We start from the raw sequence: 26,035 nt of genomic DNA on the forward strand, positions 1-26,035 counted from the left end.
TGCCTGCGATAGCGGTGGGTCAGTGCCAAATGCATCAACTGATACACCGCTATCGCAGGCAAGCCAGCTCCTACATTTTTGAGCCGGTTGCGGCAGGGGATTAGCTACGTTTGGTCAGGCCCATCTTGGTTCGGCCTTCAGCCGGGGTCAGAACCCGCGCGCCCAGGCGGCTGAGGATTTCCCCGGCACGCTCCACCAGTTGCCCATTGGTCGCCAGCACGCCCTTGTCCAACCACAAGTTGTCTTCCAACCCAACCCGCACGTTGCCGCCCAGCAGCACCGCCTGCGCCGCCATCGGCATCTGCATGCGCCCGATGCCAAAGCCGGCCCACACCGCGTCGACGGGCAGGTTGTCGACCATGGCTTTCATGGTGGTGGTATCGGCCGGCGCACCCCAGGGGATGCCCAGGCACAGTTGGAACAGTGGGTTGTCGAGCAGGCCTTCCTTGATCAGTTGCTTGGCGAACCACAGGTGGCCGGTATCGAAAATCTCCAGCTCGGCCTTCACCCCCAGTTCCTGGATGCGCTTGGCGCCCGCCCGCAGCTGGGCCGGGGTGGACACATAAATAGTGTCGCCATCGCCAAAGTTCAGGGTGCCGCAGTCCAGGGTGCAGATTTCCGGCAGCAGTGCCTCGACGTGGGCCAGGCGGGTCAGCGGGCCGACCAGGTCGGTATTGGGGCCGAACGCCATGGGGTTCTCGCCACCGCCGATTTCCAGGTCGCCGCCCATGCCGGCGGTGAGGTTGACGATGATGTCGATGTCCGCCTCGCGGATGCGCTCCATCACCTCGCGGTACAGCGCCACGTCGCGGCTGAACTTGCCGGTGTGCGGGTCGCGCACATGGCAATGCACCACGGTGGCGCCGGCTTTGGCGGCCTCTACCGCAGCTGCAGCGATTTGCCTGGGGGTGACCGGCACGTGGGGGCTTCTGGCGGTCGTGTCGCCAGCACCGGTGAGTGCGCAGGTGATGATGACGTCGTGGTTCATGGGGCAGGTTCCTTACAGGCGTGGTAGTGCCGTTCGCGGCCGTTGTTGGCCGCGAAACGGTGATTCGGGAGAGGTTATTTGCTGGTCAATTGCAGATGGGCGGCAGCAGGCTTGCCGTCGAACGTGGTCACGCCCTCCAGCCAACGCTGCTGGTCCTGGGGGTGATCCTTGAGCCACTGGCGGGCCGACTCGAACGCATCTTTGTGCTCCAGCAACGGCTGCATCATCCGGCTCTCTTGGGCGGCGGTGAACGTCAGGTTGGTCAGCAACTTGTGCACATTCGGGCATTGCTCGGCATAGGTCGGGGTGGTCACTGTCCAGACCGTGGCCATGCCTTCATTGGGCCCCAGGGCGTCCTCGCTGCCGGACAGGTAGGTCATCTGCACATTGACGTTCATCGGGTGCGGCGCCCAGCCAAAGAACACCACGGCTTCGTTGCGGCGTACGGCGCGGTCCACGGCGGCGAGCATGCCGGCCTCGCTGGACTCCACCAACTGGAATTTGCCCAGGCCGAACTGGTTCTTGGCGATCATCGCCTTGATCTGGGTGTTGGCCCCGGAGCCTGGTTCGATGCCGTAGATCTTGCCGCCCAACTCTTTCTGGAACTTGGCAATGTCGGCGAAGGTTTTCAGGCCCTTGTCTGCCAGATAGGTCGGCACCGCCAGGGTCGCGCGGGCGTCCTTGAGGCTGGGCGCCTCGAGGACTTTGACCTGCCCGGCGTCGACGAACGGGGTGATGGTCTGGGTCATCAGCGGGTTCCAGTAGCCGAGGAACAGGTCCAGGCGCTGGTCGCGAATGCCGGAGAAGATGATTTGCTGGGACGCACTGGTTTGCTTGGTGCTGTAGCCGAGGCCGTCGAGCAGCACCTGGGTCATGGCGCTGGTGGCGATCACGTCGGTCCAGTTCACCACGCCCATGCGCACGTTCTTACAGGAAGCGGCATCGGCGGCCCACAGGCTGGTGCTCAAGACGGCACTGAGTGCGAGCATGCAGCGGCTGATCAGTCGGTTCATGATGGATCCCTCGGCAGGTCGTTATTGTGGGTTCCGGCGTCTTTGTGCACCGTGCCGCCAAGTTACCCAGCTTGCGGCGCGGCAAAACGCACGGCGGCGACCCACTCTTGCACTGCAGCGACCTGTGCCCTTGAATGGGCGCTGGAACTGGCGTATCACAGTGACCACGCTACCCGTCCCACGAGTGCGCACCATGTCCCAGGATTTCTACTTCCTGCTGATGCCGGGTTTCTCGGCCATCGGCTTTATCTCGGCCATCGAACCGCTGCGCGTGGCCAACCGCTTTCGCGGCGAGCTGTATCGCTGGCATGTGCTGAGCGCTGACGGTGGTGCAGTGCTGGCGAGCAACGGCATGTCGGTCAACGCCGACGCCGGGCTTGAGCCTCTGAAAAAAGGTGCGACTCTGCTGGTAGTCGCCGGCTTCGAGCCCCTGGAATTCGCCACGCCGGCCCTGGAGCACTGGCTGCGCCGCCTCGACCATGACGGCGTGACCCTCGGCGCTATCGACACCGGCAGTTTCGTCCTGGCCCAGGCCGGCCTGCTCGACGGCTACCGCCTGACCCTGCATTGGGAGGCCATCGATGCCTTCAAGGAATCCTATCCCGCACTGGCCGTGACCCAGGAACTGTTCGAGATCGACCGCCGGCGTATCACCTGCGCCGGCGGCACCGCGTCCATCGACCTGATGCTCGACCTGATCAGCCAGGCCCACGGCCCGGAGCTGGCGATCCAGGTTTCCGAGCAATTCGTGCTGGGCCGCATCCGCCCGCGCAAAGACCACCAGCGCATGCAGATCGCCACGCGCTACGGCATCAACAACCAGAAACTGGTGCAGGTGATTGGCGAGATGGAACAACACACCGAACCGCCCCTGAGCACCCTGGCGCTGGCGCAGATGATCAAGGTCACACGGCGCCAACTGGAGCGCCTGTTCCGCCTGCATCTCAATGACACCCCGAGCAACTTCTACCTCTGCCTGCGCCTGGAAAAAGCCCGGCAGTTACTGCGCCAGAGCGGCATGAGCGTGCTGGAAGTAAGCATTGCCTGTGGGTTCGAGTCGCCGTCGTATTTCACTCGAAGCTACCGGGCGCGGTTTGCCAAGTGCCCGCGGGAGGATCGGCGACGGGAGGTGGTGTAAGTCTATTGCGTATACGCCGACCCCATGTAGGAGCTGGCTTGCCTGCGATAGCGGTGTATCAGTTGGCAGATAAGTTGCTGACCCACCGCTATCGCAGGCAAGCCAGCTCCTACATCGGATTTGTGGTGGGGCTTACTTTTTTACCAAGGCCGAGCACGCGGTTTTAAACGCCTCATGCTGATACTTGTTCAGCGTCGCCGGCAACGCAAAGTCGTGCTTCTTGTTCTGCGCATTGATGGTCTGCGGCGACAGCAGTGTCACTTCAACGCCGTCCAGCAACTGCAGCACTCCTTCAATCTTGAACGTGGTCGGGCCGCCGGCGAATTCGCCTTTTTTGCTGCGTTTCTTGATCGCGATACGGGTGATGGCGTTGTCGCGTACAAACGCGGCCACCTGGCTGGCGAAAGCTTTGACGTTGGCCGCCTCGTCATCGTCCTCGAGGGCGATTTTCTTGGTGGCCAGGGCGACGTGGGCCAGATCCAGGGTGGCAACGGCGATGATGGCTTCGCTGCCTTTGATTTCGATGCCGCAGATGTTCATGAGTCACCCCTGTATTTTTGGGAAAAACGGTTGGGCCCGTTCAATATGGTTAGGAATTTTCCGGGCTTCAAGATATCGCGTTTTTAATCGATAAGTAGGCGCGATAGACAAAGCCGAAATTATGAAAATTTTTCAGCGCTTCTGTAAGTATTTTACAACAGAGATGAAACTTGCGATGTTCAACCAGTATCTTGTCTCTCGAAATGGCAACTATCTGAGAGTGCTGTTGCAACGGTGTCGGGGTGCTGAGGGTGTAAGTGATGTACGCAAACATTAAGTTTGGCGAGTCATAAAATTGCCCGACGGAATGAGTGGGTATTATTTTGTACGGTTTTTCGATCCGGTAGGCCCATCGGCGGAATTGTCCGTTCTGCTGCTCTGCGATGATCGGTGAGGCATGTGTTGGGAAGACGTTAAGTTTGAAATCTTCGTAAAACCCGACAATATAAAAATTTTTCATCAGGCGGTTCTGCTCTCAATACCGTATTTAGGGTTGTAGGTGATGACCTTGCTTGCAAGTCTTCGTTTTAACTTATTTATCGTTTGGTTGGACAGGTAGGTGTTGGGTATGAATATTCTGTTTATGTGTTTTTCTGTAATGCTATAGTTTTTGTTGAGGCGAAACTCAAATAGTCGGGCGTGGGGGTTGGCTTCGCTGTACATGAAGTCTATGACGGTCGGTTCGAAATGTTTTTCAAAAGTAGGCTTTAATGAAAGGCAGGCGCTATGAGAGACAAGACTTTTTAGTGAGTCTTCAGGCAGGCCAAATAACTCGGTTGTCAGTGCGTGAAATTTAGTGTAGTTGCAGTGGACCATTTCGAGAAAAAGTTCTTTGTCATGGTTCGGCTTAAGAAATCCGAATTTTAAGCTGCCGGTATCAATAGGGCTGCCCATTTCAAATGCGCTGATATTGTCTGTCAAGAAAGATATATTTAACTCTAGGACAATTGAGCCTCTGAGCAGGGGTGGGTTTTCGATGGGATTACCAATGTTGAAATAATCGGCTTGTTGTTCGCTTGTGGCGGCCGGGCACAGTATTTTTTCAATGATGTGCAGTTTGTTTAATGTGAGAATTTTCGAAAAAATAGTCATTCTATTTTTTACTTTTCTGTATGTTTTTTTGCCATTGGCCGTTTGCGGTATTTAAAATCGTCTGATAGCGCGCTTGATAAGCGTCAACCTGTTTAAGTGTGATTTTGCAATTGGCTTCGTCGTCTTCTTCTTTTCTTCTATCCATGGTGATGCAGTGGGCCAGTTCGCGAAGCGCGCAAGTCGTGGCTATATCCATGGCCATTCGTTCTTGATACATGAACTTACTTAGCAGTTGACCTGCGACTGCTGCCATGGAACTGGTGATGATGGCAATGACGGCGAGCGGAAAAGTGGTGTACTTGGTATTAATTGCTATAAGTAATGTAGTTAAAGCGGTAAGGAGTATTTGAGCCAGCGAAAAAAGTCGGTTGTACTTTTGATTTTTAGCGCGCTTTGCCTCAAACTCGGTAAGGCGATTGCGAATTTGAAGCTCTAGTTCAGCTAGGCTTTTTAGCGAGTGATCCATGTGACATCCCTATCAATTTTAGTGCGTGATAAAGTACATAGTGGTTGTTGGGTGTGTCAACTAAAAGTAGTCATTTTATGTGGTTTTTACAAGGGTGGCTGGTGAGCGGCTGCCGGGAAGGCGCACGGGTTCTAGTTTTGTTGCGCGGATCAATGATTTTTTGTTGTCGAGGTCATTTTGGTTGACGTGAATGGTGTAATCGAAGAGTTGCTGTCAATCTGCAAGGATATGATCATTCCAATGAAGGGTGATGGTCATGATGATTTGAAGTACATGTGCCAGGCTTTTTTTCTACGGCAGATTGAGCATATGCGAAGTCTGGTTCTTCTTAAGGAGTCATGTGATGCGCAATTGATTTCCAGAAGTATGTTTGAGGGAGCGCTTTATTTGATGTATGCCTCTAAGGATGCCCAGGTCGCAACACGCTGGCGGAAGTATTGTATTGTTTTGGATAAACAAAAAATCGATCTTTCTGATAAGTGTGGACTTCCGGTACCTCCTGAAATAAGGGCGTACATTGACACTCAGTTGCCTGATTGTGATCGCCTGTTCAAACGTGAAGACGGGAGCTATGCCGCTACCTGGCGCGATGACGAAAGTATTTATTCAATTGTAAAGAAGGTCGGGTTTGAGCGTCTTTATGACGAATATTATTACCCTATGTCAGACTATCATCACTGGGGAACCGAATCCGTCGGAAAGCGTTTTGCTCTGAAGGATGGGAAAGTCTATCTCACGAAAGATGTAGAGACTGACAGAGCATCGGCAATTCGTCTGGCAATCTCTTGCCTGTTATCCACGGCAGATTTTGCAAATGTGCTATTTGAGTGTGGTATGAGCGCTAGGCTGGAGCAGGTGAAGGCGCAACTGCGGAACGTATTTAAAACCGGCGTTTATACGATACCGATTTAGACTGGACCTGTTGTTCGTTAGTTTGGCGCGGCTCTGGCAGGCGGCGCAGAGTGCTGCGGGGGCTTTTCCTGCCCCGCTGACGTTTCAAACCGGTGTTTGAGTCTTTTAACGCTACTCCTGCCCGATCGACTCCAAAAACTCCGACCGCTCATCACTCATCCGCGCCAGGCAGTCATTTTGCGCAATGGCGTAGGCCTTGGTGCCGGTGACTGCCGGGAAGGTGTCCACCGCGCAGTCGGCATCCCGCAGTTTTTCCCACTTCTGCTGGGCATCCTTCAGACGAGCGGTGATGTCCGCCAACTGCGCCTTGTTGCTGGCGTAGGTGGAGCCCATGCGTTCCAGCAGGCCCTGGTAGTTATCCTTGAGCAGCTGTTCGGCGGTGGTTTTGTTGTAGGAGGCGCATTCCAGGGTCTGTTTGTCGTTTTCGATGCCATCACACGGGGTGCTGTCGGTGTCTTCGGCTGCGTGGACGCCGGTGGCGAGGAGTGCCAAAGCCAGGAAAATCGGTTTCATTGCGCCTTCTCATATCAGTGGATGGGTCGAATTCTGGCTCAAGCGTAGGCCAAAGAACAGATGCAGGACAGACACCTGCGTGCACCCTTTGTCGTGGATTGACGCTTTCGGCAATTCCCCTGTCGTTTTTGCACCCGGCTCTGTCAGCCCCTGGGCATATGCTGGCCCCAAAGCGCCGGCAGACGATTCGGCGCATGAATCGCCAATAAGGGGACGCCTGATGAGCCCAGCCGAACTGCACGCCGACAGCATCGTTATCGACGGGCTGATCATTGCCAAGTGGAACCGCGACCTGTTCGAGGACATGCGCAAGGGTGGCCTGACCGCCGCCAACTGCACGGTGTCGGTGTGGGAAGGCTTCCAGGCCACCATCAATAACATCGTGGCCAGCCAGACCCTGATCCGCGAGAACAGCGACCTGGTGATCCCGGTGAAGACCACCGCCGACATCCGCCGCGCCAAGGAGCAGGGCAAGACCGGCATCATCTTCGGCTTCCAGAATGCCCATGCCTTTGAGGACCAGCTCGGCTACGTCGAGATCTTCAAGCAGCTCGGCGTCGGTGTGGTGCAGATGTGCTACAACACCCAGAACCTGGTGGGCACCGGCTGCTACGAGCGTGACGGCGGCCTGTCGGGCTTCGGGCGTGAGATCGTTGCTGAGATGAACCGTGTCGGGATCATGTGCGACCTGTCCCACGTCGGCTCCAAGACATCCGAAGAAGTCATCCTCGAATCGAAGAAACCGGTGTGCTACTCCCATTGCCTGCCGTCCGGCCTGAAAGAGCATCCGCGCAACAAGTCCGATGCAGAACTCAAGTTCATTGCCGACCACGGCGGGTTTGTCGGCGTGACCATGTTTGCGCCGTTCCTGGCCAAGGGCATCGACTCGACCATCGACGACTACGCCGAAGCCATCGAGTACACCATGAACATCGTCGGCGAAGACGCCATCGGCATCGGCACCGACTTCACCCAGGGCCATGGCCAGGATTTCTTCGAAATGCTGACCCATGACAAGGGCTACGCCCGCCGTCTGACCAGCTTCGGCAAGATCATCAACCCGCTGGGCATCCGCACCGTGGGCGAGTTCCCCAACCTGACCGAAACCCTGCTCAAGCGCGGCCACAGCGAGCGCGTGGTGCGCAAGATCATGGGCGAGAACTGGGTCAACGTTCTCAAGGACGTCTGGGGCGAATAAGCCCTGCATTCTTTCCCGCTGCCATCCGTGCAGCGGGCACCAAACCGAATTTTCTGGAGTTGAGTTTCCATGGCCAAGATCGCCCCGCAATTGCCTATCGAAGTCGACAGCGAAACCGGTGTCTGGACTTCCGACGCCCTGCCGATGCTGTACGTACCGCGCCATTTCTTCGTCAACAACCACATGGGTATCGAAGAGGTCCTGGGCGCTGATGCCTACGCCGAAATCCTCTACAAGGCCGGCTACAAGTCCGCCTGGCACTGGTGTGAAAAAGAAGCAGAATGCCACGGCCTGGAAGGCGTCGCGGTGTTCGAACACTACATGAAGCGCCTGTCGCAGCGCGGCTGGGGCCTGTTCAAGATCCAGGACATCGACCTCGATAAAGGCACCGCCAGCGTCACCCTCGAACACTCGGCCTTCGTCTATGTGTACGGCAAGGTCGGGCGCAAGGTCGACTACATGTTCACCGGCTGGTTTGCCGGTGCCATGGACCAGATTCTGCAAGCGCGCGGCAGCAACATCCGCACCGTCGCCGAACAAGTCTACGGAGGCTCCGAAGAGGGCCACGACGACGGTCTGTTCACCGTCAAGCCGTTGTAAGCCGAGGACCGTGCCATGGCTTTCGAAGCAATGTTTGCGCCGATCCAGATCGGCAAACTGACCATCCGTAACCGCGTGCTCAGTACCGCCCACGCCGAGGTGTATGCCACCGACGGCGGGATGACCACCGAGCGCTACATCAGGTATTACGAAGAGAAAGCCAAGGGCGGCATTGGCCTGGCGATCTGTGGCGGCTCCTCGGTGGTGGCGATCGACAGCCCGCAGGAGTGGTGGAGTTCGGTGAACCTGTCCACCGACCGCATCATCCCGCACTTCCAGAACCTGGCTGACGCGATGCACAAGCATGGCGCCAAGATCATGATCCAGATTACCCACATGGGGCGCCGCTCGCGTTGGGACGGCTTCAACTGGCCGACCCTGATGTCACCCTCGGGCGTGCGTGAGCCGGTGCACCGTGCGACCTGCAAGACCATCGAGCCGGAAGAAATCTGGCGGGTGATCGGCAACTACGCCAGCGCCGCAGGCCGGGCCAAGGCCGGTGGCCTGGATGGCGTGGAACTGTCGGCGGTGCACCAGCACATGATCGACCAGTTCTGGAGCCCACGGGTCAACAAACGCACCGATGAATGGGGCGGCAGCTTTGAAAATCGCATGCGTTTCGGCCTGGAAGTGCTCAAGGCTGTGCGTGCGGAGGTCGGCCCGGACTTTTGCGTGGGTATCCGTTTGTGCGGGGATGAATTCCACCCGGACGGCCTGTCCCACGAGGACATGAAACAGATCGCCAAGTACTACGACGACACCGGCATGCTCGACTTCATCGGCGTGGTGGGCTCAGGTTGCGACACCCACAACACTCTGGCCAACGTGATCCCCAACATGAGTTATCCACCGGAGCCGTTCCTGCACCTGGCGGCCGGGATCAAGGAAGTGGTCAAGTCCCCGGTGCTGCACGCGCAGAACATCAAGGACCCGAACCAGGCCACGCGCATTCTCGAAGGCGGCTATGTGGACATGGTCGGCATGACCCGCGCGCACATGGCCGACCCGCACCTGATCGCCAAGATCAAGATGGGCCAGATCGACCAGATCAAGCAGTGCGTCGGCGCCAACTATTGCATCGACCGCCAGTATCAGGGCCTGGACGTGCTGTGTATCCAGAACGCGGCAACCTCCCGTGAATACATGGGCGTGCCGCACATCATCGAAAAATCCACCGGGCCCAAGCGCAAAGTGGTGGTGGTCGGTGCCGGCCCGGCCGGGATGGAAGCGGCGCGGGTCGCTGCCGAGCGCGGCCACGACGTGACTCTGTTCGAGAAAAAAGACTTTATCGGCGGGCAGATCACCACGGCGTCCAAGGCGCCGCAGCGCGACCAGATCGCCGGTATCACCCGCTGGTTCCAGCTGGAACTGGCGCGGCTGAACGTCGACCTGCGCCTGGGCGTGGCGGCGGATGCCGCGACCATCCTCGACCTGCGCCCCGATGTGGTGGTGCTGGCGGTGGGCGGGCATCCGTTCATCGAGCAGAACGAACACTGGGGCGCGGCAGAAGGCCTGGTGGTCAGCAGTTGGGACGTGCTCGACGGCAAGGTGGCGCCGGGCAAGAACGTGCTGGTGTACGACACCATCTGCGAATTCACCGGTATGTCGGTGGCCGACTTTTTGGCCGACAAGGGCTGCCAGGTCGAGATCGTCACCGACGACATCAAGCCTGGCGTGGCCATCGGCGGTACGTCATTCCCGACCTACTACCGCAGCATGTATCCCAAGGAAGTGATCATGACCGGCGACATGATGCTGGAGAAAGTCTACCGCGAGGGCGACAAGCTGATAGCCGTGCTGGAGAACGAATACACCGGCGCCAAGGAAGAACGGGTGGTGGACCAGGTGGTGGTGGAGAACGGCGTGCGTCCGGACGAAGAAATCTACTACGCCCTCAAGCAAGGGGCGCGCAACAAGGGGCAGATGGACGTCGAGGCGCTGTTCGCGATCAAGCCGCAACCGTGCCTGAGCGAGCCGGGGGAAGGGTACTTGCTGTTCCGCATCGGTGACTGTGTGGCCCAGCGCAATACCCACGCTGCGATCTACGACGCCCTGCGCTTGTGCAAGGATTTCTGACCCAACACCGAACCAATGTGGACTCGGTCAAAAATGTGGGAGCTGCTTTATGTAGGAGCCGGGCTTGCCCGCGATGCAGGCAACTCGGTCTCGAGTGAGACCTGGGTGATGCCATCGCAGGCAAGCCAGCTCCCACATTGAGCCGGGTCCCACGCGAGACTTGCGTGGTCTGTGGGAGCTTCACCATGTTGAACACCTTGCTTCCTATTCTTTTGTTCGCAGCGATAGGCCTCGCCGTCCTCGGTGCTGTGCGCCGGATGAACATGTGGCGCCGGGGCCGTGCTGCCAAGGTCGACCTGCTGGGCGGCCTGCTGGCCATGCCCAAGCGCTATATGGTCGACCTGCACCACGTGGTCGCCCGCGACAAATACATCGCCAACACCCACGTCGCCACGGCCCTGGGCTTTGTGCTGTCGGCATTGCTGGCGATCCTGGTGCACGGCTTCGGCCTGCATAACCGCATCCTCGGCTACGCCTTGCTGCTGGCGTCGGTGCTGATGTTTGTCGGCGCCACCTTCGTCTATCTGCGCCGGCGCAACCCGCCGTCGCGGCTGTCGAAAGGCCCGTGGATGCGCCTGCCGAAAAGCCTGATGGCGTTCTCGGTGAGCTTCTTCCTGTTGACCTTGCCGGTGGCCGGGATCCTGCCCGCCGACTTCGGTGGCTGGCTGTTGGCCGCGCTGCTTGGTGTGGGCGTGCTGTGGGGTGTGTCGGAAATGTTCTTTGGCATGACCTGGGGCGGGCCGATGAAACACGCCTTTGCCGGCGCTCTGCACCTGGCCTGGCACCGCCGCGCCGAACGCTTTGGCGGGGGCCGCTCTACCGGCTTGAAGCCGCTGGACCTGACCGACAAGAGCGCGCCCCTGGGCGTGGAAAAACCCAAGGATTTCACCTGGAACCAACTGCTGGGCTTCGACGCCTGCGTGCAGTGCGGCAAGTGCGAAGCCGCGTGCCCGGCGTTTGCCGCCGGCCAGCCGCTGAACCCGAAAAAACTGATCCAGGACATGGTGGTCGGCCTGGCCGGCGGCACCGATGCCAAGTTCGCCGGCAGCCCTTACCCGGGCAAGGCCATCGGCGAACACAGCGGCAACCCGCATCAACCGATCGTCAATGGCCTGGTGGATGCCGAGACATTGTGGTCCTGCACCACCTGTCGTGCCTGTGTCGAAGAATGCCCGATGATGATCGAGCACGTAGATGCCATCGTCGATATGCGCCGCCACCTGACCCTGGAAAAAGGCGCGACCCCGAACAAGGGCGCCGAAGTCCTGGAGAACCTGATCGCCACCGACAACCCCGGCGGGTTCGCCCCAGGTGGGCGGATGAACTGGGCGGCGGACTTGAACCTGCCGCTGCTTGGCGATAAAGGCAGCACCGACGTGCTGTTCTGGGTCGGCGACGGCGCCTTCGACATGCGTAACCAGCGCACCCTGCGCGCCTTCGTCAAAGTGCTGAAGGCGGCCAAGGTCGACTTCGCCGTACTGGGCCTTGAGGAGCGTGACAGCGGCGACGTGGCCCGGCGTCTGGGCGATGAGGCAACGTTCCAACTGCTGGCCGCGCGCAATATCCAGACCCTGGCCAAGTACCGCTTCCAGCGCATCGTCACCTGCGATCCCCATAGCTTCCATGTGCTGAAAAACGAATACGGCGCCTTCGACGGCAACTACCGGGTGCAGCACCACAGCACCTACATGGCCGAGCTGATCGACGCAGGCCTGCTGAACCTGGGCCAGCACAAAGGCAACAGCGTGACCTACCACGACCCGTGCTACCTGGGCCGCTATAACGGTGAGTACGAGGCACCGCGCCAAGTGCTGCGGGCGCTGGGGATCGAGGTCAAGGAGATGCAACGTTCGGGGTTCCGTTCCCGTTGTTGCGGTGGCGGTGGCGGCGCGCCGATCACCGATATTCCCGGTAAGCAGCGCATCCCCGACATGCGCATGGAAGACATCCGCGAGACCGGCGCCGAACTGGTGGCCGTGGGTTGTCCACAGTGCACGGCGATGCTCGAAGGGGTGGTCGAACCCCGCCCACTGATCAAGGACATTGCCGAGTTGGTGGCGGACGCCTTGCTCGAAGAGGCTGTACCGGCCAAGAACACGCGTGTACCAGCGGAGGTCCACTGATGAGCGACATTATCCGCCGCGACCCACGGGCCGAATGGATCGCCCGCAACCGCTTGCACCCGCTGCATGCGGCGATGCAACCGGAACAGCACAGCTGGATGGGGCCTAACGGCATCCTCCGTAAAAACGTGCATGGCATAGGTTTTATCGGGCCCAACGGCATCAAGCGTATCGACCGCAGCGGCGCCCAGCAGGGCGGTGCGACCAAACGTACGGCAGCGGCGCAAGTGCAGTTGCCGTTGCACCAGGTGCCAGCCCCGGCGTTCTACATCAACGTGGTGCCGGACATGGTCGGCGGCCGCCTGAGCAGCCACGACCGCGACTTGCTCGGCCTGGCGCGGCAACTGGCCGGCAGCGACGGCGCGGTGCTGGCGGTGGTGTTTGGCGAGCATAAGGAAAGTGCCTTCGACACGGCCGGCGTGGACCGCCTGCTGGTGCTCGACGGGCACGAATTCGACGGTTATTCACCGGAGCAGCGGGTCCATGGCCTGCGGGCTGTGGATAACCAGTTCAGCCCGCGTCATTGGCTGCTGCCCGACAGCCGCAGTGGCGGTGGCGAACTGGGGCGGCGCTTTGCCGCCAGCCTCAAGGAACGCCCGGCCACCCGGGTGTGGCAGATCAAGGGCTCTGAGTGCATCGGCCGTGCCGGCGCAGGCCGGGAAGACCTGGCGCGCGCGCTGCCACGGCTGATCCTGGCTGCTGTGGAATGCGCTGATCCGGTCAGCGATACGCGTCACGAAGTGTTGCCTGTGGAGTTATCCACAGCCCTGGCGCGCAGCTTGCCGCGTATCGAGGATTTGGGCGCGGTGGCGGTGGATCCCGGTGCGATTCCCATGGCCGAGGCCGAGTTTATTTTCTCCGGTGGCAACGGGGTCAAGGATTGGCACCTGTTCCACCAGACCGCCGCTGCCCTGGGCGCCACCGAAGGTGCGTCGCGGGTGGCGGTGGACGATGGTTTTATGGCCCGTGATCGCCAGGTCGGCGCCAGTGGTATCTGGGTCACCGCGCGGGTGTATGTGGCGGTCGGGATCTCCGGGGCGATCCAGCACCTGCAAGGCATCGGGGCCTGCGACAAGGTGGTGGCGATCAACCTCGATCCGGGTTGCGACATGATCAAGCGCGCCGACCTGTCGGTAATCGGCGACAGCGGTGACATTCTCCGGGCCTTGATTGCAGCGGTCCAGGCCCACCGCAACGGCGCCAAGCGCGATGCGGCTTAAACAAAGGATATGGCCATGACCACCCATGTAATCAGCCTGGTATCCATAGGCGCCCACCCGACCTCCGGCCGGCCGCGTCGTGCCGAACAGGATGCCCGCGCCGTCGAGCTGGGGCTGCAACTGGCTGGGGATAACCTGCAAGTCCTGCATGCCGGCGACATCGCCGAACCGACCCTGCGCGCCTACCTGGGCATGGGGCTGGCGCAGTTGCACGTGCTGGAACAACCGGCTGGCGCCGATGCCTTGCCGGTACTCGGTGACTACCTGCGGGACGCTGGCGCCCAGGTGGTGCTCACCGGCAGCCAGGCCGAAACCGGCGAAGGCTCGGGCATGTTGCCGTTCCTGTTGGCCGAGCAACTGGGCTGGCCGCTGATCGTCGGCCTGGCCCAGGTGGAGTCCATCGACAGCGGCGTGGCCCTTGTGCTGCAAGCGCTGCCTCGCGGTCAGCGGCGGCGCCTGAAGGTGCGCCTGCCCTTTTTGGCCACGGTGGATAACGCCGCGCCCAAGCCTCGGCAAAGCGCCTACGGCCCGGCCCAGCGTGGCGTGCTGCAGGAGCATGACGTGCAGGTGGTGGACGATGAGTTATTCACAGGCGCCGTGCTGCAACCGGCCAAGCCTCGGCCCAAGCGACTCAAGGTGATCAAGGCCAAGAGCGGCGCCGACCGCATGAAAGCCGCCACGGCCAAGGCCAGTGGTGGCGGTGGGCAGGTGCTCAAGGGGGTGAGCCCTGAGGCGGGTGCCGAGGCGATTCTCAAGCTGTTGGTCGAAGAGGGCGTGGTGCGCTGACCCTGTAGGAGCTGGCTTGCCTGCGATGGCGTCACCTGGGTGTAACTGAAAAACCGCGGTGCCTGCATCGCAGGCAAGCCAGCTCCTACAGGGTTTGCGGTGTTACCCACAATCCCTGTTAGCCCAGCTGTGGATAACCTGTTCGCGGCTGTCCACACCCCATGTAAATCAAGCCCTGTAGCCCTCTGTACGAAAAACAACCAACCTAAGCGACGGTTTTTGCTGGGCTTTTTCTGTGGATAAGGAAAAAGCCCGGCTCGGAGTTGCCCCCAAAGTCTGTTGGTGCTTCTGTGGATAAGATGTTCGCTACCCGCTACAGGCCATGTGAATAGAGGCTTGCAGTGGGTTGGTTGAAATATGATCAATATCGCCATTTCAATCGGTTTACGCGCTTAAAGCCTCGATTTTGCTTGGTTGCAGGCGGTTTTCCACAGAATGGCCGAAGTTGCCCCCAAAGTCTGTTGGCGCTTCTGTGGATAAGGTGTTTGCGATCCGCTACAGGCCATATAAAACGTGGCTTGTAAGCTCTTGATTAAAAAATGATCAATGTTCGATCAAACCCGCTGCTTTGAATAAGTCACGGATTTTCTTGGTTTTATTTCAAGGAAATAAGGCAGTTGCCCACAATTACTGTGGGTGGCTTTGTGGATAAGTTGTTGGGGAATGGCTGGAGGGCAGGGTAATAGCGGGCTGGAGGCGCGATGATTAATTTCTGACCAGATGAGTAACCAAATGTAGGAGCGGGCTTGCCCGCGATTACGGTGGGTCAGCCAACAAATCTGTGACTGATACACCGCTATCGCGGGCAAGCCCGCTCCCACACAAGCCCCACAGTTTGATCTCTGGTGTGTCCCTTATTCGTGAGCGGCGACACCTTTAAGGTACGGCGCCGGCGCCGCTCCCAGGTTGTTGAGCATGCGCTCGCTGTACCAGTCCACAAAGTTCACCACACCAAACTCATAGGTCTTGGAGTACGGCCCCGGCTGGTAAGCGGTGGAGTTGATCCCGCGCTGGTTCTCTTCGGCCAGGCGCCGGTCCTGGTCGTTGGTGGCGTCCCACACCTGGCGCATGCGGTCGACGTCATAGTCCACGCCTTCCACGGCGTCCTTGTGGACAATCCATTTGGTGGTGACCATGGTTTCCTGGGCGCTGATCGGCCACACGGTAAACACGATGATGTGATCACCCATGCAGTGGTTCCACGAGTGGGGCAGGTGCAGGATGCGCATCGAGCCCAGGTCGGGGTTCTTGATCCGGCCCATCAGTTTCTTGCAGCCCTGCTTGCCATCCAGGGTCATGGACACGGTGCCCTTGAGCAACGGCATGCGCACGATGCGGTTACGCAGGCCGAAGCTGGCGTGGGCGTAAGGGATCTTCTCGGCGTCCCAGGCGGCGGCGGAGGCGGCGACGTGGTCCTTGAAGGCCTGGTCGGCCCGTGGGTCGGTGACGTCGTCCCATTCCAGCAGGGTTTTCAGCAGTTCGGGGTGCGAGGCGTTGCAGTGGTAGCACTCGCGGTTGTTTTCCAGCACCAGTTTCCAGTTGGCTTTTTCGAACAAGGTGGTCTGGATCGCCACCTTGGTGTTCTCCATGTCGTAGGGTTCCATGTAGTGGTTCAGCGTCGACAAAAAGTCATCGATGGCCGGCGGGTTCTCGGCCAGGCTGATGAAGATGTAGCCGCCGGCGGTCTTCACGTTCACCGGTTTGAGGCCGTACTGCTTCATGTCGAAGTCAGCGCCCATCTCGGTGCCGGCGAACAGCAGGCGCCCGTCCAGTTCGTAGGTCCACTGGTGGTAATGGCATACGAGCTTGGCGACCTTGCCCTTGTCGCTGGTGCACAAGCGCGAGCCGCGGTGGCGGCAGACGTTGTGGAAGGCATGCACCACGCCCTCGGCGCCACGGATCACGATGATCGGGTTCTTGCCGATCTGCAGGGTCAGGTAGTTGCCCTTGCTGGGGATCTCGCAGGTCATGCCGGCGATCAACCATTCCTTCTGGAAGATCTCCTGCATGTCGATATCGAACAGGCGCTGGTCAGAGTAAAACGGCTGTGGCAGTGAAAAAGTGCGCTCGCGCTCCTGCAGCATTTGCGCGGTGGCCTTGCGTGCGGGTTCCAGCGGATCGCCCAAGCTCAAGGTTGCGGTGACGTCCATCGTGTGTGTCCTCAAGGCCATTCTGTGTGGCCGCGATAAGTGGCTAATCAGGTTTGCAGCAAGGCGTAAAGAAAGCGTCGTTGTTGGCTGCGAGTGTGGGCCCGGCGCTGCCCGCAACCTTGTCCATTAACGACATGGCCCACTCTGTTCCCGACGCGCAACCCCAGTGGTATGGGGGCTGGTCGCGATAAGTATGCGAATGTCGCAGATAGGTAAATGGCAGGTTGCGGCCTTACGCAGAATCGCCAGCATCAAGCCGAACTACGGCCGTGGAGAACAGCATGTCCAACAGCTTCCTGAATCCTGTCACCACCCAGACCTGGGCCAATGGTCGGCACATCGTCCGTTGTGTCAAAGTCATCCAGGAAACCTGGGATGTGCGCACCTTCTGCTTTATGGCCGACCAGCCGATCCTGTTCTTTTTCAAGCCGGGGCAGTTCGTCACCCTGGAGCTGGAAATCGACGGCCAGCCGATCATGCGCTCGTACACCATCTCCAGCTCGCCGTCGGTGCCCTACAGCTTCTCGGTGACGATCAAGCGCGTGCCCGGTGGCAAGGTCTCCAACTGGCTGCACGACACCCTGCACGAAGGCCAGGAACTGGCAGTACACGGGCCGGTCGGGCTGTTCAACGCCATCGACTTCAGCAACCCCAAGGTGCTGTACCTGAGCGGCGGCGTGGGGATCACCCCGGTGATGTCCATGGCGCGCTGGTATTACGACACCAACGCCAATGTCGACATGGTGTTCGTGCACAGCGCCCGGTCACCCAAAGACATCATCTACCACCGCGAGCTGGAGCATATGGCCTCGCGCATCGACAACTTCAGCCTGCACCTGATCTGCGAGAAGCACGGCCTGGGCGAACCGTGGGCCGGATATCGGGGCTACCTCAACCAGAAAATGCTCGAACTGATGGTGCCGGACTTCCTTGAGCGCGAAGTGTTCTGCTGCGGCCCTACGCCCTATATGAACGCGGTCAAGCGCCTGCTGGAAGCCAATGGTTTTGACATGACCCGCTACCACGAGGAGTCCTTCGGTGCGACCCCGCCAGAGGCGCGTGCCGATGCGGTGGAGCAAGCCGAACAGGCGGCCGATGCGCCAGAAATCGACCTGGCGGACTTGCACCAGGTGGAGTTCATCTCGTCGGGCAAAAGTATCCGTGTGGCCCCTGGGGAAACCGTGCATGCGGCAGCGGCCAAGCTCGGCCTGCTGATCCCCAAGGCCTGCGGCATGGGCATTTGCGGCACGTGCAAGGTGATGAAACTGGGCGGGGAAGTAGAAATGGAGCACAACGGCGGGATTACCGAGGAAGACGAAGCCGAGGGCTACATCCTGTCGTGCTGCAGCGTGCCGAAGGGCGATGTGCGGATCGAGTTCTGATAGATCGTGTGATCGTTCCCACGTGGAGCGTGGGAGCGATCAGGGGAGTTAACGGGCGGATCAGTACAACTGCGGCCGACGGTCCTGGTGCACGTGGTTGTGCTCGCTGATGAACTTGTCCCTGGCCTGGGCCAGGGGCAGGTCGGCCACCAGGCGTTGTTCGTTCTGATGTGAGACCGCCCCGGCCAATGGGTAGCCATCGGCATCGACAATGACGGATCCCCCAATCCAGTTGACCCCCCGCTCTTCGCCATGGCGATCGCATGCGGCGATAAACATCCGGTTGACCGCCGCATTGGCCTGGACCCGCACGATTTCTGCCGGTCTTTCACCGGCTGGGCGCGGGCCGTCCGGCCAGTTCACCGGCACACAGAGCAGGTCAGCCCCGGCCAGGGCGGCCAGGCGTACCCACTCCGGCAGTTCCAGGTCGTAGCAGATCATGACAGCGATCCGTCCAGCGGCGGTTTCCACCACCGGTGGCGGTTCAGTTCCGGGGGTGAAGATCAATTTCTCGCGATCCCACAAGTGCGCCTTGCGATACACCGTCAGCCTGCCGCCCGGCTCTATCAGCGCGGCGCTGTTGGCCACCTGGCCTGCCGCCAGGCGCTCACAAAAGCCGGCCACGACAATGATGCCCAGTTCGCTCGCGAGGGTTTTCCAGCGGGTGAGTGTCGGGCCGTCCAGCTCCTCGGACACTGCCAGGGCTTCCTCCCGGTCATTGAACGCGTAGCCGCTTTGCATCAGCTCCGGCAACACCAGCACTTGCGCGCCCAGCGCCGCCGCACCGCGAATGGCCTTGGCGCTGAGTGCGCGGTTGTGTTCCACATCGGCGATACGCGGGGCGAGTTGATCACAGACGACACGTAGGGTGTTCATGGCTTACCACCTTCCAACATGGCCTCGCTGGCGGCAATGGCACGGTGTTCGGCATCGCGGTCAAGGTTGCGGCTCATCAGGCAATAGATAAGCGCGGAAACGCCCAGGCCGATCACGAAGGCGATATCGGCCCCGCCCAGCGCCACGGCGGCCGGTCCTTCGTAGAAACTCAACGACATGAACGGGATCATCGACACCAGGCCCAGGCAGTACGCGACCAAGCCCGCCTTGCCCCATAGGCCATAGATGCCGGCGGGGTTGAAGATATCGCTGATGGCGTATTGGCCTTTGCGCACCAGGTAGAAGTCGGCGAGGTTGACGGCAGTCCATGGCACCAGGAAGTACAACATCAGCAGCACGAACGTGTTGAAGCTGGCCAGATAGCTGTCGGGAATGCTCAAGGCGATCAGGAAAATGATCACTGCCACCAGGCCGATGCCAATGACCCGGCTCTTGAGGCGCGGCTGGATCTTCACGAAACCGTCGATGGCACTGATGCCGGTCAGCATCGCGCCATAGCAATTGACCGCCATGATGCCAATCAGCGCCGGCACCGCGATTAGCACGGTCAAGGTGCCGAAGCCAGGAATCACCTGGTTGCCCACCGTGCGCACGCTGGCGATGGCATCGGGCGAGGGCAGGGCCGAGGCCAGGAACGCGCCCAGGGACATCAGCCATAGGGCCGAGCCGGCAGCCCCCAGGTAGGTCCAGAAAATCACCCGGCGCGACGGGGTTTGATGGGGCAGGTAGCGCGAGTAGTCCGATACATACACGGCGTAGCTGATCTGATAACCGGCAGCGGCGCTGAGCTGGATCAGGAACGCCGACCAGGAGAAATGCGCCTCGGCCACTGCGGCATCGGCCGACAGGCTCATCAGGGCGGCAACGGTCAGCACTGCGAATACGCTGATCATCACGTAGGTCAGCCAGCGTTGCACAGTGTGCAGCAGGTCATGGCCGATCACGGCAATCATCACCGCGAGGATGATCATCAACGCATACCACGGCGCCCGGCTGCCCGGCAGCACCGTGTTGATGGCGTCGGTGGCGAGAATCACGTTGAACACATTGAAGCCGATGTACACAAAGATCACCGCGACAAACGGCACGATAGCGCCGCGCAGGCCGAACTGGGCCCGTGACTGGATCATCTGCGGCAAGCCCAAGCGCGGGCCCTGGTTGGCGTGGAATGCCATGGCAAAGGTGCCCAGGCCCACGCCGATGACAATCGCCAGGATCGCGTAGACCAGGCTCAAGCCCAGTGCGGCGCCGGTGAACCCGGTGACCATGGTGGTGAGGACGAAGTTGCCGGTGAACCAGAAGGGTCCCTGATGCCAGACTTTGCCGTGCCGTTCGTTGCGCGGCACATAGTCAATGGAACGGGTCTCGATTTTTGGGCGAGGGGCGACGCAGGGAACCGTCTTGTCAGATAGGGCGTTCATAGATTCACGGCTTGTTTTTATAGTGAGTGCCGCAGCATCGGGCAACTGATGGCCCGATTAAATCCTGATCTATAAATAATCACTTCAGACTTTCCTTAAGTAATGGCTTTTGCGCGTGGGGGGCGATGGAGCCGTTCTTTCTTATTGCAAAGCGATCTAATCGTGGCGAGGACGGTCTACTAGGCTGGCTCTTAGTCTCGTCGCATTCGCCTTTAGCCTTGTAGTAGAGGGTGGACATTTACCCAACCTGCAAGGACGCCATCATGTCTGCGATTCCCTCCCGCTCCCAAGGTGCTCAGCGGCTTTTGAACAAAAATGTCACGGCGCTGATTCCTGACTTTCCGTTTCATTACGCCCGCTATTTATGGCAGGCCGCGATCCTTAAAAAGCCCCTGGCCCAAGTTGCCGCGCAGCATCTTGGCGAGCAGGTGTTGATCGTCGGTGCCGGCGTGTCCGGGCTGGTGGCAGCCTACGAGGCGATGCGCATGGGCCTGCATCCGATAGTGGTGGAAGCTTCGGGGCGCATTGGCGGGCGGCTCTATTCCCATGTGCTGGGTGATCGCAACGACCCAGAAGGCCGGGTGATCTGTGAACTGGGGGCGATGCGCTTCCCCAAGTCCGGCAAGGCGTTGATGCACTACTTTGCCAAGGTCGGGATGAGCGCCAACTCGGCGGATTTCCCTAACCCCGGCTCGCCCGCCGCCCCCAGTACCCTCGTCGATTACGAGAACGAGCAGACCTACTACGAACGCAATGACCTGCCGCAAAAATACAGGCGAATCGAAGATATGTTCTTCGGCGAATTCCTTGAACAAGACCCGATCCGGTTCACCGACATGGAAAACGCGATGCAGGAAACGGCAGTGGACCAAGGTGAAATCAAAGCGATCTGGAATACGATCCTCAGGGCGGGCTGGGATGACCTGAGTTTCTATGCCGCCATGGTCGAGCAAGCCAAGTGGAGCCGCGAAGACATTGACCTGTTTGGCCAGATAGGCTTCGGCACTGGCGGCTGGAACACCGACTATCCGAACTGTTTCCTGGAAGTGTTGCGGGTGTTGTACACCGGCCTGGATACCAACCACACGTTGATGTATGACGGTTCCAGCGAGCTGCCCCTGCGCCTATGGAGCCGCACGCCGGCTTCGTTCGGCGACACCCAGGTCCATTGGCCGGCAGGCACGACGGTGGAGAGTTTGACGCGGCGGGAGATTGCTGACCCTCTCAACCAGGAAGTCCGGCAGATCCACCGCCTGGCCGATGGCACGTTCGATGTGTACCTGCATGACAACAAACAGGGTGGAGACACCCTGCGTAACTTTAAAAGTGTGATTTATACGCCTCACGTGCGAGTGCTCGACAAGTTCCGCTATATGGATGGCAAAGAGCGCTTTACGCCGATGAACAACTTACTGCCCCAGGCTACCTGGGAAGCGGTGATGTATACCCATTACATGCAATCGGCAAAGATCTTCGCCAACACTCGACGGCCGTTTTGGAATGATGTCGAGAACGGTCGCTACAAGATGAGTGTGACCTTGTCGGACCGCCTTACCCGTGGCACCTATCTGCTGGACTATGCCCCAAGCAACGGGGTGAACAAGGGCAGCGGCATGTTTCTCTCATATACCTGGAACGATGACAGCCTGAAGTTCCTTGGCGACCGCAGCGCGCCGTTGCCGTCTCATGTCGATTTGTGTACGACCTTACTCGATACGGTGTATGCCGACACGCAACTAAACCTGGCGGCCGAGTTCGGCATGGTTGATCCTTTTATCGAGATCAACTGGGAAAATGAGCCGTTCTACCTGTGTGCCTTCAAGATGAACCTGCCGGGGCAGTATGAGTATCAAAGACTGCTGTTTTCCCAGTTCATGAGTGGTGTAAAGGAGGGCGCGCCGGACGGTTTCATTCTGTCTGGAGATGATATTTCCTGGACCGGGGGCTGGGCCGAGGGCGGGGTGACGACGGCGTTGAATGCGGTGAACAAGTTGGCGGTCAAGTTTGGCGGTGGGACGATCGAACACAATCCCGGGCCGATTGATCAGTGGGACGCATTACAACCCCTCCAGTTGTAGGCAACAACGTGCCGGCGATGGCGCCCTCAGGGTCGCCATCGCCGGCACGCCGGCTCCTTCGGGGGGGAGATCAGGCTCCCATCACCTCACGAATATCCGCCGCCAGTTCTCGCACCCGCTCTTCCTCGGTATCCCACGCACACATGAAGCGCGCGCCGCCCTTGCCGATGAAGGTGTAGAAGCGCCAGCCCTTGGCCGTCAGCGCGGCGATGGCCGGCTCCGAGAGTTGAAGGAACACGCCGTTGGCCTGCACCGGGAACATCAATTCCACGCCGGGAATATCCGCCACCAGGCTGCTGAGCAACTGGGCGCAGTGGTTGGCGTGGCGTGCATGTTTGAGCCAGGCGTCGTTTTCCAGCAGGCCGACCCACGGGGCTGACAAAAAGCGCATTTTCGACGCCAACTGGCCGGCCTGTTTGCAGCGGTAGTCGAAGTCTTCCGCCAGCTTGTGGTTGAAGAACAGGATCGCTTCACCCACCGCCATGCCGTTCTTGGTGCCGCCAAAGCACAGCACATCCACACCGGCTTTCCAGGTCAGGTCGGCAGGTGAGCAGCCGAGGAACGCGCAGGCGTTGGAGAAACGCGCACCGTCCATGTGCAGGTTCAGCCCCAGTTCCTTGCAGGTGACGCTGATGGCGCGGATTTCTTGCGGGGTGTACACGCTGCCCACTTCGGTGGCCTGGGTCAGGGTCACGACGCGTGGCTTGGGGTAGTGGATGTCCTGGCGCTTGAGGGCGATCTCGCGGATGGATTCGGGGGTCAGCTTGCCGTTTTCGGTGCGCGCGGTGAGCAGCTTGGAGCCGTTGGAGAAAAACTCCGGCGCGCCACATTCGTCGGTCTCGACGTGGGCGGTTTCCGAGCAAATCACGCTATGGTAGCTCTGGCACAAGGAAGACAGGGCCAGGGAGTTGGCCGCTGTTCCGTTGAAGGCGAAGAACACTTCACAGTCGGTTTCGAACAGTTTGCGGAAACCGTCGGCAGCACGATGGGTCCATTCATCGTCGCCATAGGCGCGTTGGTGGCCCTGGTTGGCGAGCTCCATGGCGGCCCAGGCTTCCGGGCAGATCCCGGAATAGTTGTCGCTGGCAAATTGTTGGCTCTTGTCGGTCATGGCCCGTTCCTGTGGTCGATGTTGGTGCGCACTTTAACCAAGAATATCCGGCGGGCGCACGCACTGTTAATGCAAAGTCTCTGGGGAATTATGCACGGTACTGAAACGATTCTTTTGCAGCGCGGGCGCGATGGCGCTCTGGACCTGCTCAAATGGCTGGCGCTATTGAGCATGGTGCTCGACCACCTGCGTTATGTCGGTTTAAGCCTCGATGGCCTGTACGTGCCGGGGCGCCTGGCGTTCCCGTGGTTTTGCCTGGCGATTGCGGCCAATTTGCAGCGGGTCCGGGATGCGCCGGTCAGCGGGCAATGGCGTTACCTGGGCTGGTTGCTGCTGTTCAGCGTGATCAGCGAGGTGCCGTATCGGATGTTTATCGACGATGCCGATACATTGAACGTGCTGCCGACCCTGGCGCTGGGGCTACTGGTTGCCAGGGGATGGCAGCAAAAGACGCTTTTTGACCGGGGATTGGCGCTGATCGCGCTGTTGATCGCCGGTACGTTCTCGGCGCAACTGATGTTCGGCTTTTTTGGTGTATTACTGCCGCTGGCGATGTTGCTGGTGTTCAGTCGCCCCTGGTATTTCAGCGTGTTGCCGGGGTTGGTGTGTGTAGCTGCCAATCAATGGCAGGTCTTACTCAATAGCGGCAATCTCGTCGCGATGCTCGGGTTGGCCGCATGCCTGATTGCGCCGCTCGCCGGGCTGGTCTTATTGCGACAGGTCACACATGTGTCACCGCCGGCTATGCGGCGCTGGGCCTACGCTCTCTATCCCCTGCATTTCCTGCTGCTGCTACTCGTGCGCCAGATCATCGCCTAATCCTTGTGGGAGCTGGCTTGCCTGCGATGCGAGCAGCGCGGTGTGTCAGCAAAATCGCGGTGCTGCCATCGCAGGCAAGCCAGCTCCCACACAAGCGTTCCCACATTTGTTCAGTGTTGTTGCCGCCATGTCGTAAACGCACCTTTGCGTGGCGTGCGTAGGCATTTGACCTGCCTGCGCCAGCCCTACCATCGCATCAAAGGGCCCTGCACGGGCCTCAACAATACGAAAGGCTGGGAGAGACGCGATGTTCAGCAAACAAGACCAGATCCAGGGATATGACGACGCACTGCTGGCGGCCATGAATGCCGAGGAGCAGCGCCAGGAAGATCATATCGAGCTGATCGCGTCGGAGAACTACACCAGCAAGCGCGTGATGCAGGCCCAGGGCAGCGGCCTGACCAACAAATACGCCGAAGGCTACCCTGGCAAGCGCTACTACGGCGGCTGCGAGCATGTGGATAAGGTCGAGGCCCTGGCCATCGAGCGCGCCAAGCAACTGTTCGGCGCCGATTACGCCAACGTGCAGCCGCACTCCGGTTCGTCCGCCAACAGTGCGGTGTACCTGGCGCTGATCAATGCCGGTGACACCATCCTCGGCATGAGCCTGGCCCACGGCGGCCACCTGACCCACGGCGCCAAGGTGTCGTCCTCGGGCAAGCTGTACAACGCGGTGCAGTACGGCATCAACACCGACACCGGCCTGATCGACTACGACGAAGTCGAGCGCCTGGCCGTGGAACACAAACCGAAGATGGTCGTCGCCGGCTTCTCTGCCTACTCCAAGACCCTGGATTTCCCACGCTTTCGTCAGATTGCCGACAAGGTCGGCGCGCTGCTGTTCGTCGACATGGCCCACGTCGCCGGCCTAGTGGCGGCTGGCCTGTACCCGAACCCGCTGCCCTACGCCGATGTGGTCACCACCACCACCCACAAAACTCTGCGCGGTCCGCGGGGTGGCCTGATCCTGGCCAAGTCCAACGAAGAGATTGAGAAAAAACTCAACTCCGCGGTGTTCCCCGGCGCACAGGGTGGCCCGCTGATGCACGTGATCGCGGGCAAGGCTGTGTGCTTCAAGGAGGCGATGGAGCCAGGCTTCAAAGCCTATCAACAGCAGGTGATCGACAACGCCCAGGCCATGGCCAGCGTGTTTATCAAGCGTGGCTACGATGTAGTCTCCGGCGGCACCGATAACCACCTGTTCCTGGTCAGCCTGATCCGCCAGGGCCTCACCGGCAAGGACGCAGATGCCGCCCTCGGTCGCGCCCACATCACCGTCAACAAGAACGCGGTGCCCAACGACCCGCAGTCGCCGTTCGTGACCTCGGGCCTGCGCATCGGCACCCCGGCGGTGACCACCCGTGGCTTCAAGGTGGCGCAATGTGTGGAGCTGGCCGGCTGGATCTGCGACATCCTCGACAACCTCGGCGATGCCGACGTCGAGGCCAACGTGGCCAAGCACGTGTCTGCCCTGTGCGCGGATTTCCCGGTTTATCGCTGAGCGCGGTTTTG

The 26,035-nt window shown here is 59.9% G+C and carries 23 protein-coding genes; 12 read left to right on the forward strand and 11 right to left on the reverse strand.

The genetic code is table 11. The features are described 5' to 3' along the window. Positions 1-100 precede the first annotated feature (100 nt). Together HBO19_RS12890 and HBO19_RS12895 are read right to left on the reverse strand one after the other, a co-directional pair. Positions 101-988: a 3-keto-5-aminohexanoate cleavage protein gene (locus tag HBO19_RS12890; protein ID WP_170057608.1), complete on the reverse strand. Its 888-nt coding sequence runs from the start codon at positions 986-988 to the stop codon at positions 101-103. A gap of 74 nt (positions 989-1,062) precedes the next feature. Beyond that, on the reverse strand, positions 1,063-2,001 hold the full coding sequence (locus HBO19_RS12895) for a choline ABC transporter substrate-binding protein (protein WP_170057609.1): 939 nt from the start codon (positions 1,999-2,001) through the stop codon (positions 1,063-1,065). Between the two features lie 193 nt (positions 2,002-2,194). Between HBO19_RS12895 and HBO19_RS12900 the strand changes: the two genes are divergently transcribed. Continuing rightward, positions 2,195-3,139, forward strand: a complete 945-nt coding sequence (locus HBO19_RS12900; RefSeq protein ID WP_170042187.1) for a GlxA family transcriptional regulator — start codon at positions 2,195-2,197, stop codon at positions 3,137-3,139. A 132-nt stretch (positions 3,140-3,271) separates the two neighbouring features. On the opposite strand, the gene HBO19_RS12905 is transcribed toward HBO19_RS12900, so the two are convergent. The 4 genes from HBO19_RS12905 to HBO19_RS12920 all read right to left on the reverse strand — a co-directional run bounded on the left by HBO19_RS12905 (position 3,272) and on the right by HBO19_RS12920 (position 5,237). Then, on the reverse strand, positions 3,272-3,679 hold the full coding sequence (locus HBO19_RS12905; protein ID WP_170057610.1) for a DUF3010 family protein: 408 nt from the start codon (positions 3,677-3,679) through the stop codon (positions 3,272-3,274). A 67-nt stretch (positions 3,680-3,746) separates the two neighbouring features. Further along, entirely contained in the window at positions 3,747-4,139 is a 393-nt protein-coding gene (locus tag HBO19_RS12910; protein WP_170057611.1) for a hypothetical protein, read from the reverse strand. After that, entirely contained in the window at positions 4,139-4,771 is a 633-nt protein-coding gene (locus HBO19_RS12915) for a hypothetical protein (RefSeq protein WP_170057612.1), read from the reverse strand. Before HBO19_RS12915 ends, HBO19_RS12910 begins: the two co-directional genes overlap by 1 nt. A 1-nt stretch (position 4,772) precedes the next feature. Beyond that, positions 4,773-5,237, reverse strand: a complete 465-nt coding sequence (locus tag HBO19_RS12920; protein ID WP_170057613.1) for an SLATT domain-containing protein — start codon at positions 5,235-5,237, stop codon at positions 4,773-4,775. Positions 5,238-5,423: 186 nt separating this feature from the next. Here HBO19_RS12920 and HBO19_RS12925 point away from each other — a divergent pair, with 186 nt between their 5' ends. After that, positions 5,424-6,149, forward strand: a complete 726-nt coding sequence (locus HBO19_RS12925) for a DUF5677 domain-containing protein (RefSeq protein ID WP_346266491.1) — start codon at positions 5,424-5,426, stop codon at positions 6,147-6,149. Positions 6,150-6,260: 111 nt separating this feature from the next. Here HBO19_RS12925 and HBO19_RS12930 read toward each other — a convergent pair whose 3' ends face one another. Then, the gene (locus HBO19_RS12930; protein ID WP_169953687.1) at positions 6,261-6,662 is read right to left on the reverse strand and encodes a lysozyme inhibitor LprI family protein; all 402 of its coding nucleotides are present in this window, start codon (positions 6,660-6,662) and stop codon (positions 6,261-6,263) included. 220 nt (positions 6,663-6,882) lie between these two features. Here HBO19_RS12930 and HBO19_RS12935 point away from each other — a divergent pair, with 220 nt between their 5' ends. The 6 genes from HBO19_RS12935 (at position 6,883) to HBO19_RS12960 (ending at position 14,665) form a co-directional block, all read left to right on the forward strand. Beyond that, positions 6,883-7,860, forward strand: coding sequence for a dipeptidase (locus HBO19_RS12935; RefSeq protein WP_169953689.1), 978 nt, complete (start codon positions 6,883-6,885; stop codon positions 7,858-7,860). Between the two features lie 69 nt (positions 7,861-7,929). Then, a complete protein-coding gene (locus tag HBO19_RS12940) occupies positions 7,930-8,460 on the forward strand; it encodes a DUF5943 domain-containing protein (RefSeq protein WP_169953691.1) in 531 nt (176 codons plus the stop codon). Between the two features lie 15 nt (positions 8,461-8,475). Further along, the gene (gene dgcA, locus HBO19_RS12945) at positions 8,476-10,536 is read left to right on the forward strand and encodes a dimethylglycine demethylation protein DgcA (RefSeq protein ID WP_170057615.1); all 2,061 of its coding nucleotides are present in this window, start codon (positions 8,476-8,478) and stop codon (positions 10,534-10,536) included. Positions 10,537-10,721: 185 nt separating this feature from the next. Then, complete coding sequence (gene dgcB, locus HBO19_RS12950) at positions 10,722-12,659, forward strand: dimethylglycine demethylation protein DgcB (protein ID WP_170057616.1); 1,938 nt, start codon at positions 10,722-10,724, stop codon at positions 12,657-12,659. Further along, positions 12,659-13,879, forward strand: a complete 1,221-nt coding sequence (locus HBO19_RS12955; protein ID WP_170042191.1) for an electron transfer flavoprotein subunit alpha/FixB family protein — start codon at positions 12,659-12,661, stop codon at positions 13,877-13,879. Before dgcB ends, HBO19_RS12955 begins: the two co-directional genes overlap by 1 nt. Positions 13,880-13,894: 15 nt before the next feature. Beyond that, the gene (locus tag HBO19_RS12960; RefSeq protein WP_169953699.1) at positions 13,895-14,665 is read left to right on the forward strand and encodes an electron transfer flavoprotein subunit beta; all 771 of its coding nucleotides are present in this window, start codon (positions 13,895-13,897) and stop codon (positions 14,663-14,665) included. An 854-nt stretch (positions 14,666-15,519) separates the two neighbouring features. Here HBO19_RS12960 and gbcA read toward each other — a convergent pair. Beyond that, entirely contained in the window at positions 15,520-16,815 is a 1,296-nt protein-coding gene (gene gbcA / locus HBO19_RS12965; protein ID WP_169953701.1) for a glycine-betaine demethylase subunit GbcA, read from the reverse strand. 281 nt (positions 16,816-17,096) lie between these two features. Here gbcA and gbcB point away from each other — a divergent pair, with 281 nt between their 5' ends. Further along, entirely contained in the window at positions 17,097-18,197 is a 1,101-nt protein-coding gene (gbcB, locus tag HBO19_RS12970) for a glycine-betaine demethylase subunit GbcB (RefSeq protein ID WP_169953703.1), read from the forward strand. Positions 18,198-18,257: 60 nt separating this feature from the next. Here the strand turns inward: gbcB and HBO19_RS12975 are convergent, their stop codons facing one another. Then, the gene (locus HBO19_RS12975; protein ID WP_170057617.1) at positions 18,258-19,073 is read right to left on the reverse strand and encodes a nitrilase-related carbon-nitrogen hydrolase; all 816 of its coding nucleotides are present in this window, start codon (positions 19,071-19,073) and stop codon (positions 18,258-18,260) included. After that, complete coding sequence (locus HBO19_RS12980) at positions 19,070-20,515, reverse strand: cytosine permease (RefSeq protein ID WP_170057618.1); 1,446 nt, start codon at positions 20,513-20,515, stop codon at positions 19,070-19,072. The genes HBO19_RS12975 and HBO19_RS12980 overlap by 4 nt, the downstream gene beginning before the upstream one ends. Positions 20,516-20,778: 263 nt before the next feature. Between HBO19_RS12980 and HBO19_RS12985 the strand changes: the two genes are divergently transcribed. Further along, positions 20,779-22,593 (forward strand): NAD(P)/FAD-dependent oxidoreductase, encoded by a 1,815-nt coding sequence (locus HBO19_RS12985; protein ID WP_170057619.1) that lies wholly within the window; start codon positions 20,779-20,781, stop codon positions 22,591-22,593. 70 nt (positions 22,594-22,663) lie between these two features. On the opposite strand, the gene HBO19_RS12990 is transcribed toward HBO19_RS12985, so the two are convergent. After that, a complete protein-coding gene (locus HBO19_RS12990; protein WP_169953713.1) occupies positions 22,664-23,704 on the reverse strand; it encodes a low specificity L-threonine aldolase in 1,041 nt (346 codons plus the stop codon). Between the two features lie 90 nt (positions 23,705-23,794). Here HBO19_RS12990 and HBO19_RS12995 point away from each other — a divergent pair, with 90 nt between their 5' ends. Together HBO19_RS12995 and HBO19_RS13000 are read left to right on the forward strand one after the other, a co-directional pair. Then, a complete protein-coding gene (locus HBO19_RS12995) occupies positions 23,795-24,523 on the forward strand; it encodes a TraX family protein (RefSeq protein ID WP_170057673.1) in 729 nt (242 codons plus the stop codon). Between the two features lie 247 nt (positions 24,524-24,770). Continuing rightward, positions 24,771-26,024: a serine hydroxymethyltransferase gene (locus HBO19_RS13000; RefSeq protein WP_029296971.1), complete on the forward strand. Its 1,254-nt coding sequence runs from the start codon at positions 24,771-24,773 to the stop codon at positions 26,022-26,024. The last annotated feature ends 11 nt before the right edge of the window (positions 26,025-26,035 follow it).

It is taken from the genome of Pseudomonas sp. WS 5021, from assembly GCF_012985535.1.
Classification (GTDB): Bacteria; Pseudomonadota; Gammaproteobacteria; order Pseudomonadales; family Pseudomonadaceae; genus Aquipseudomonas.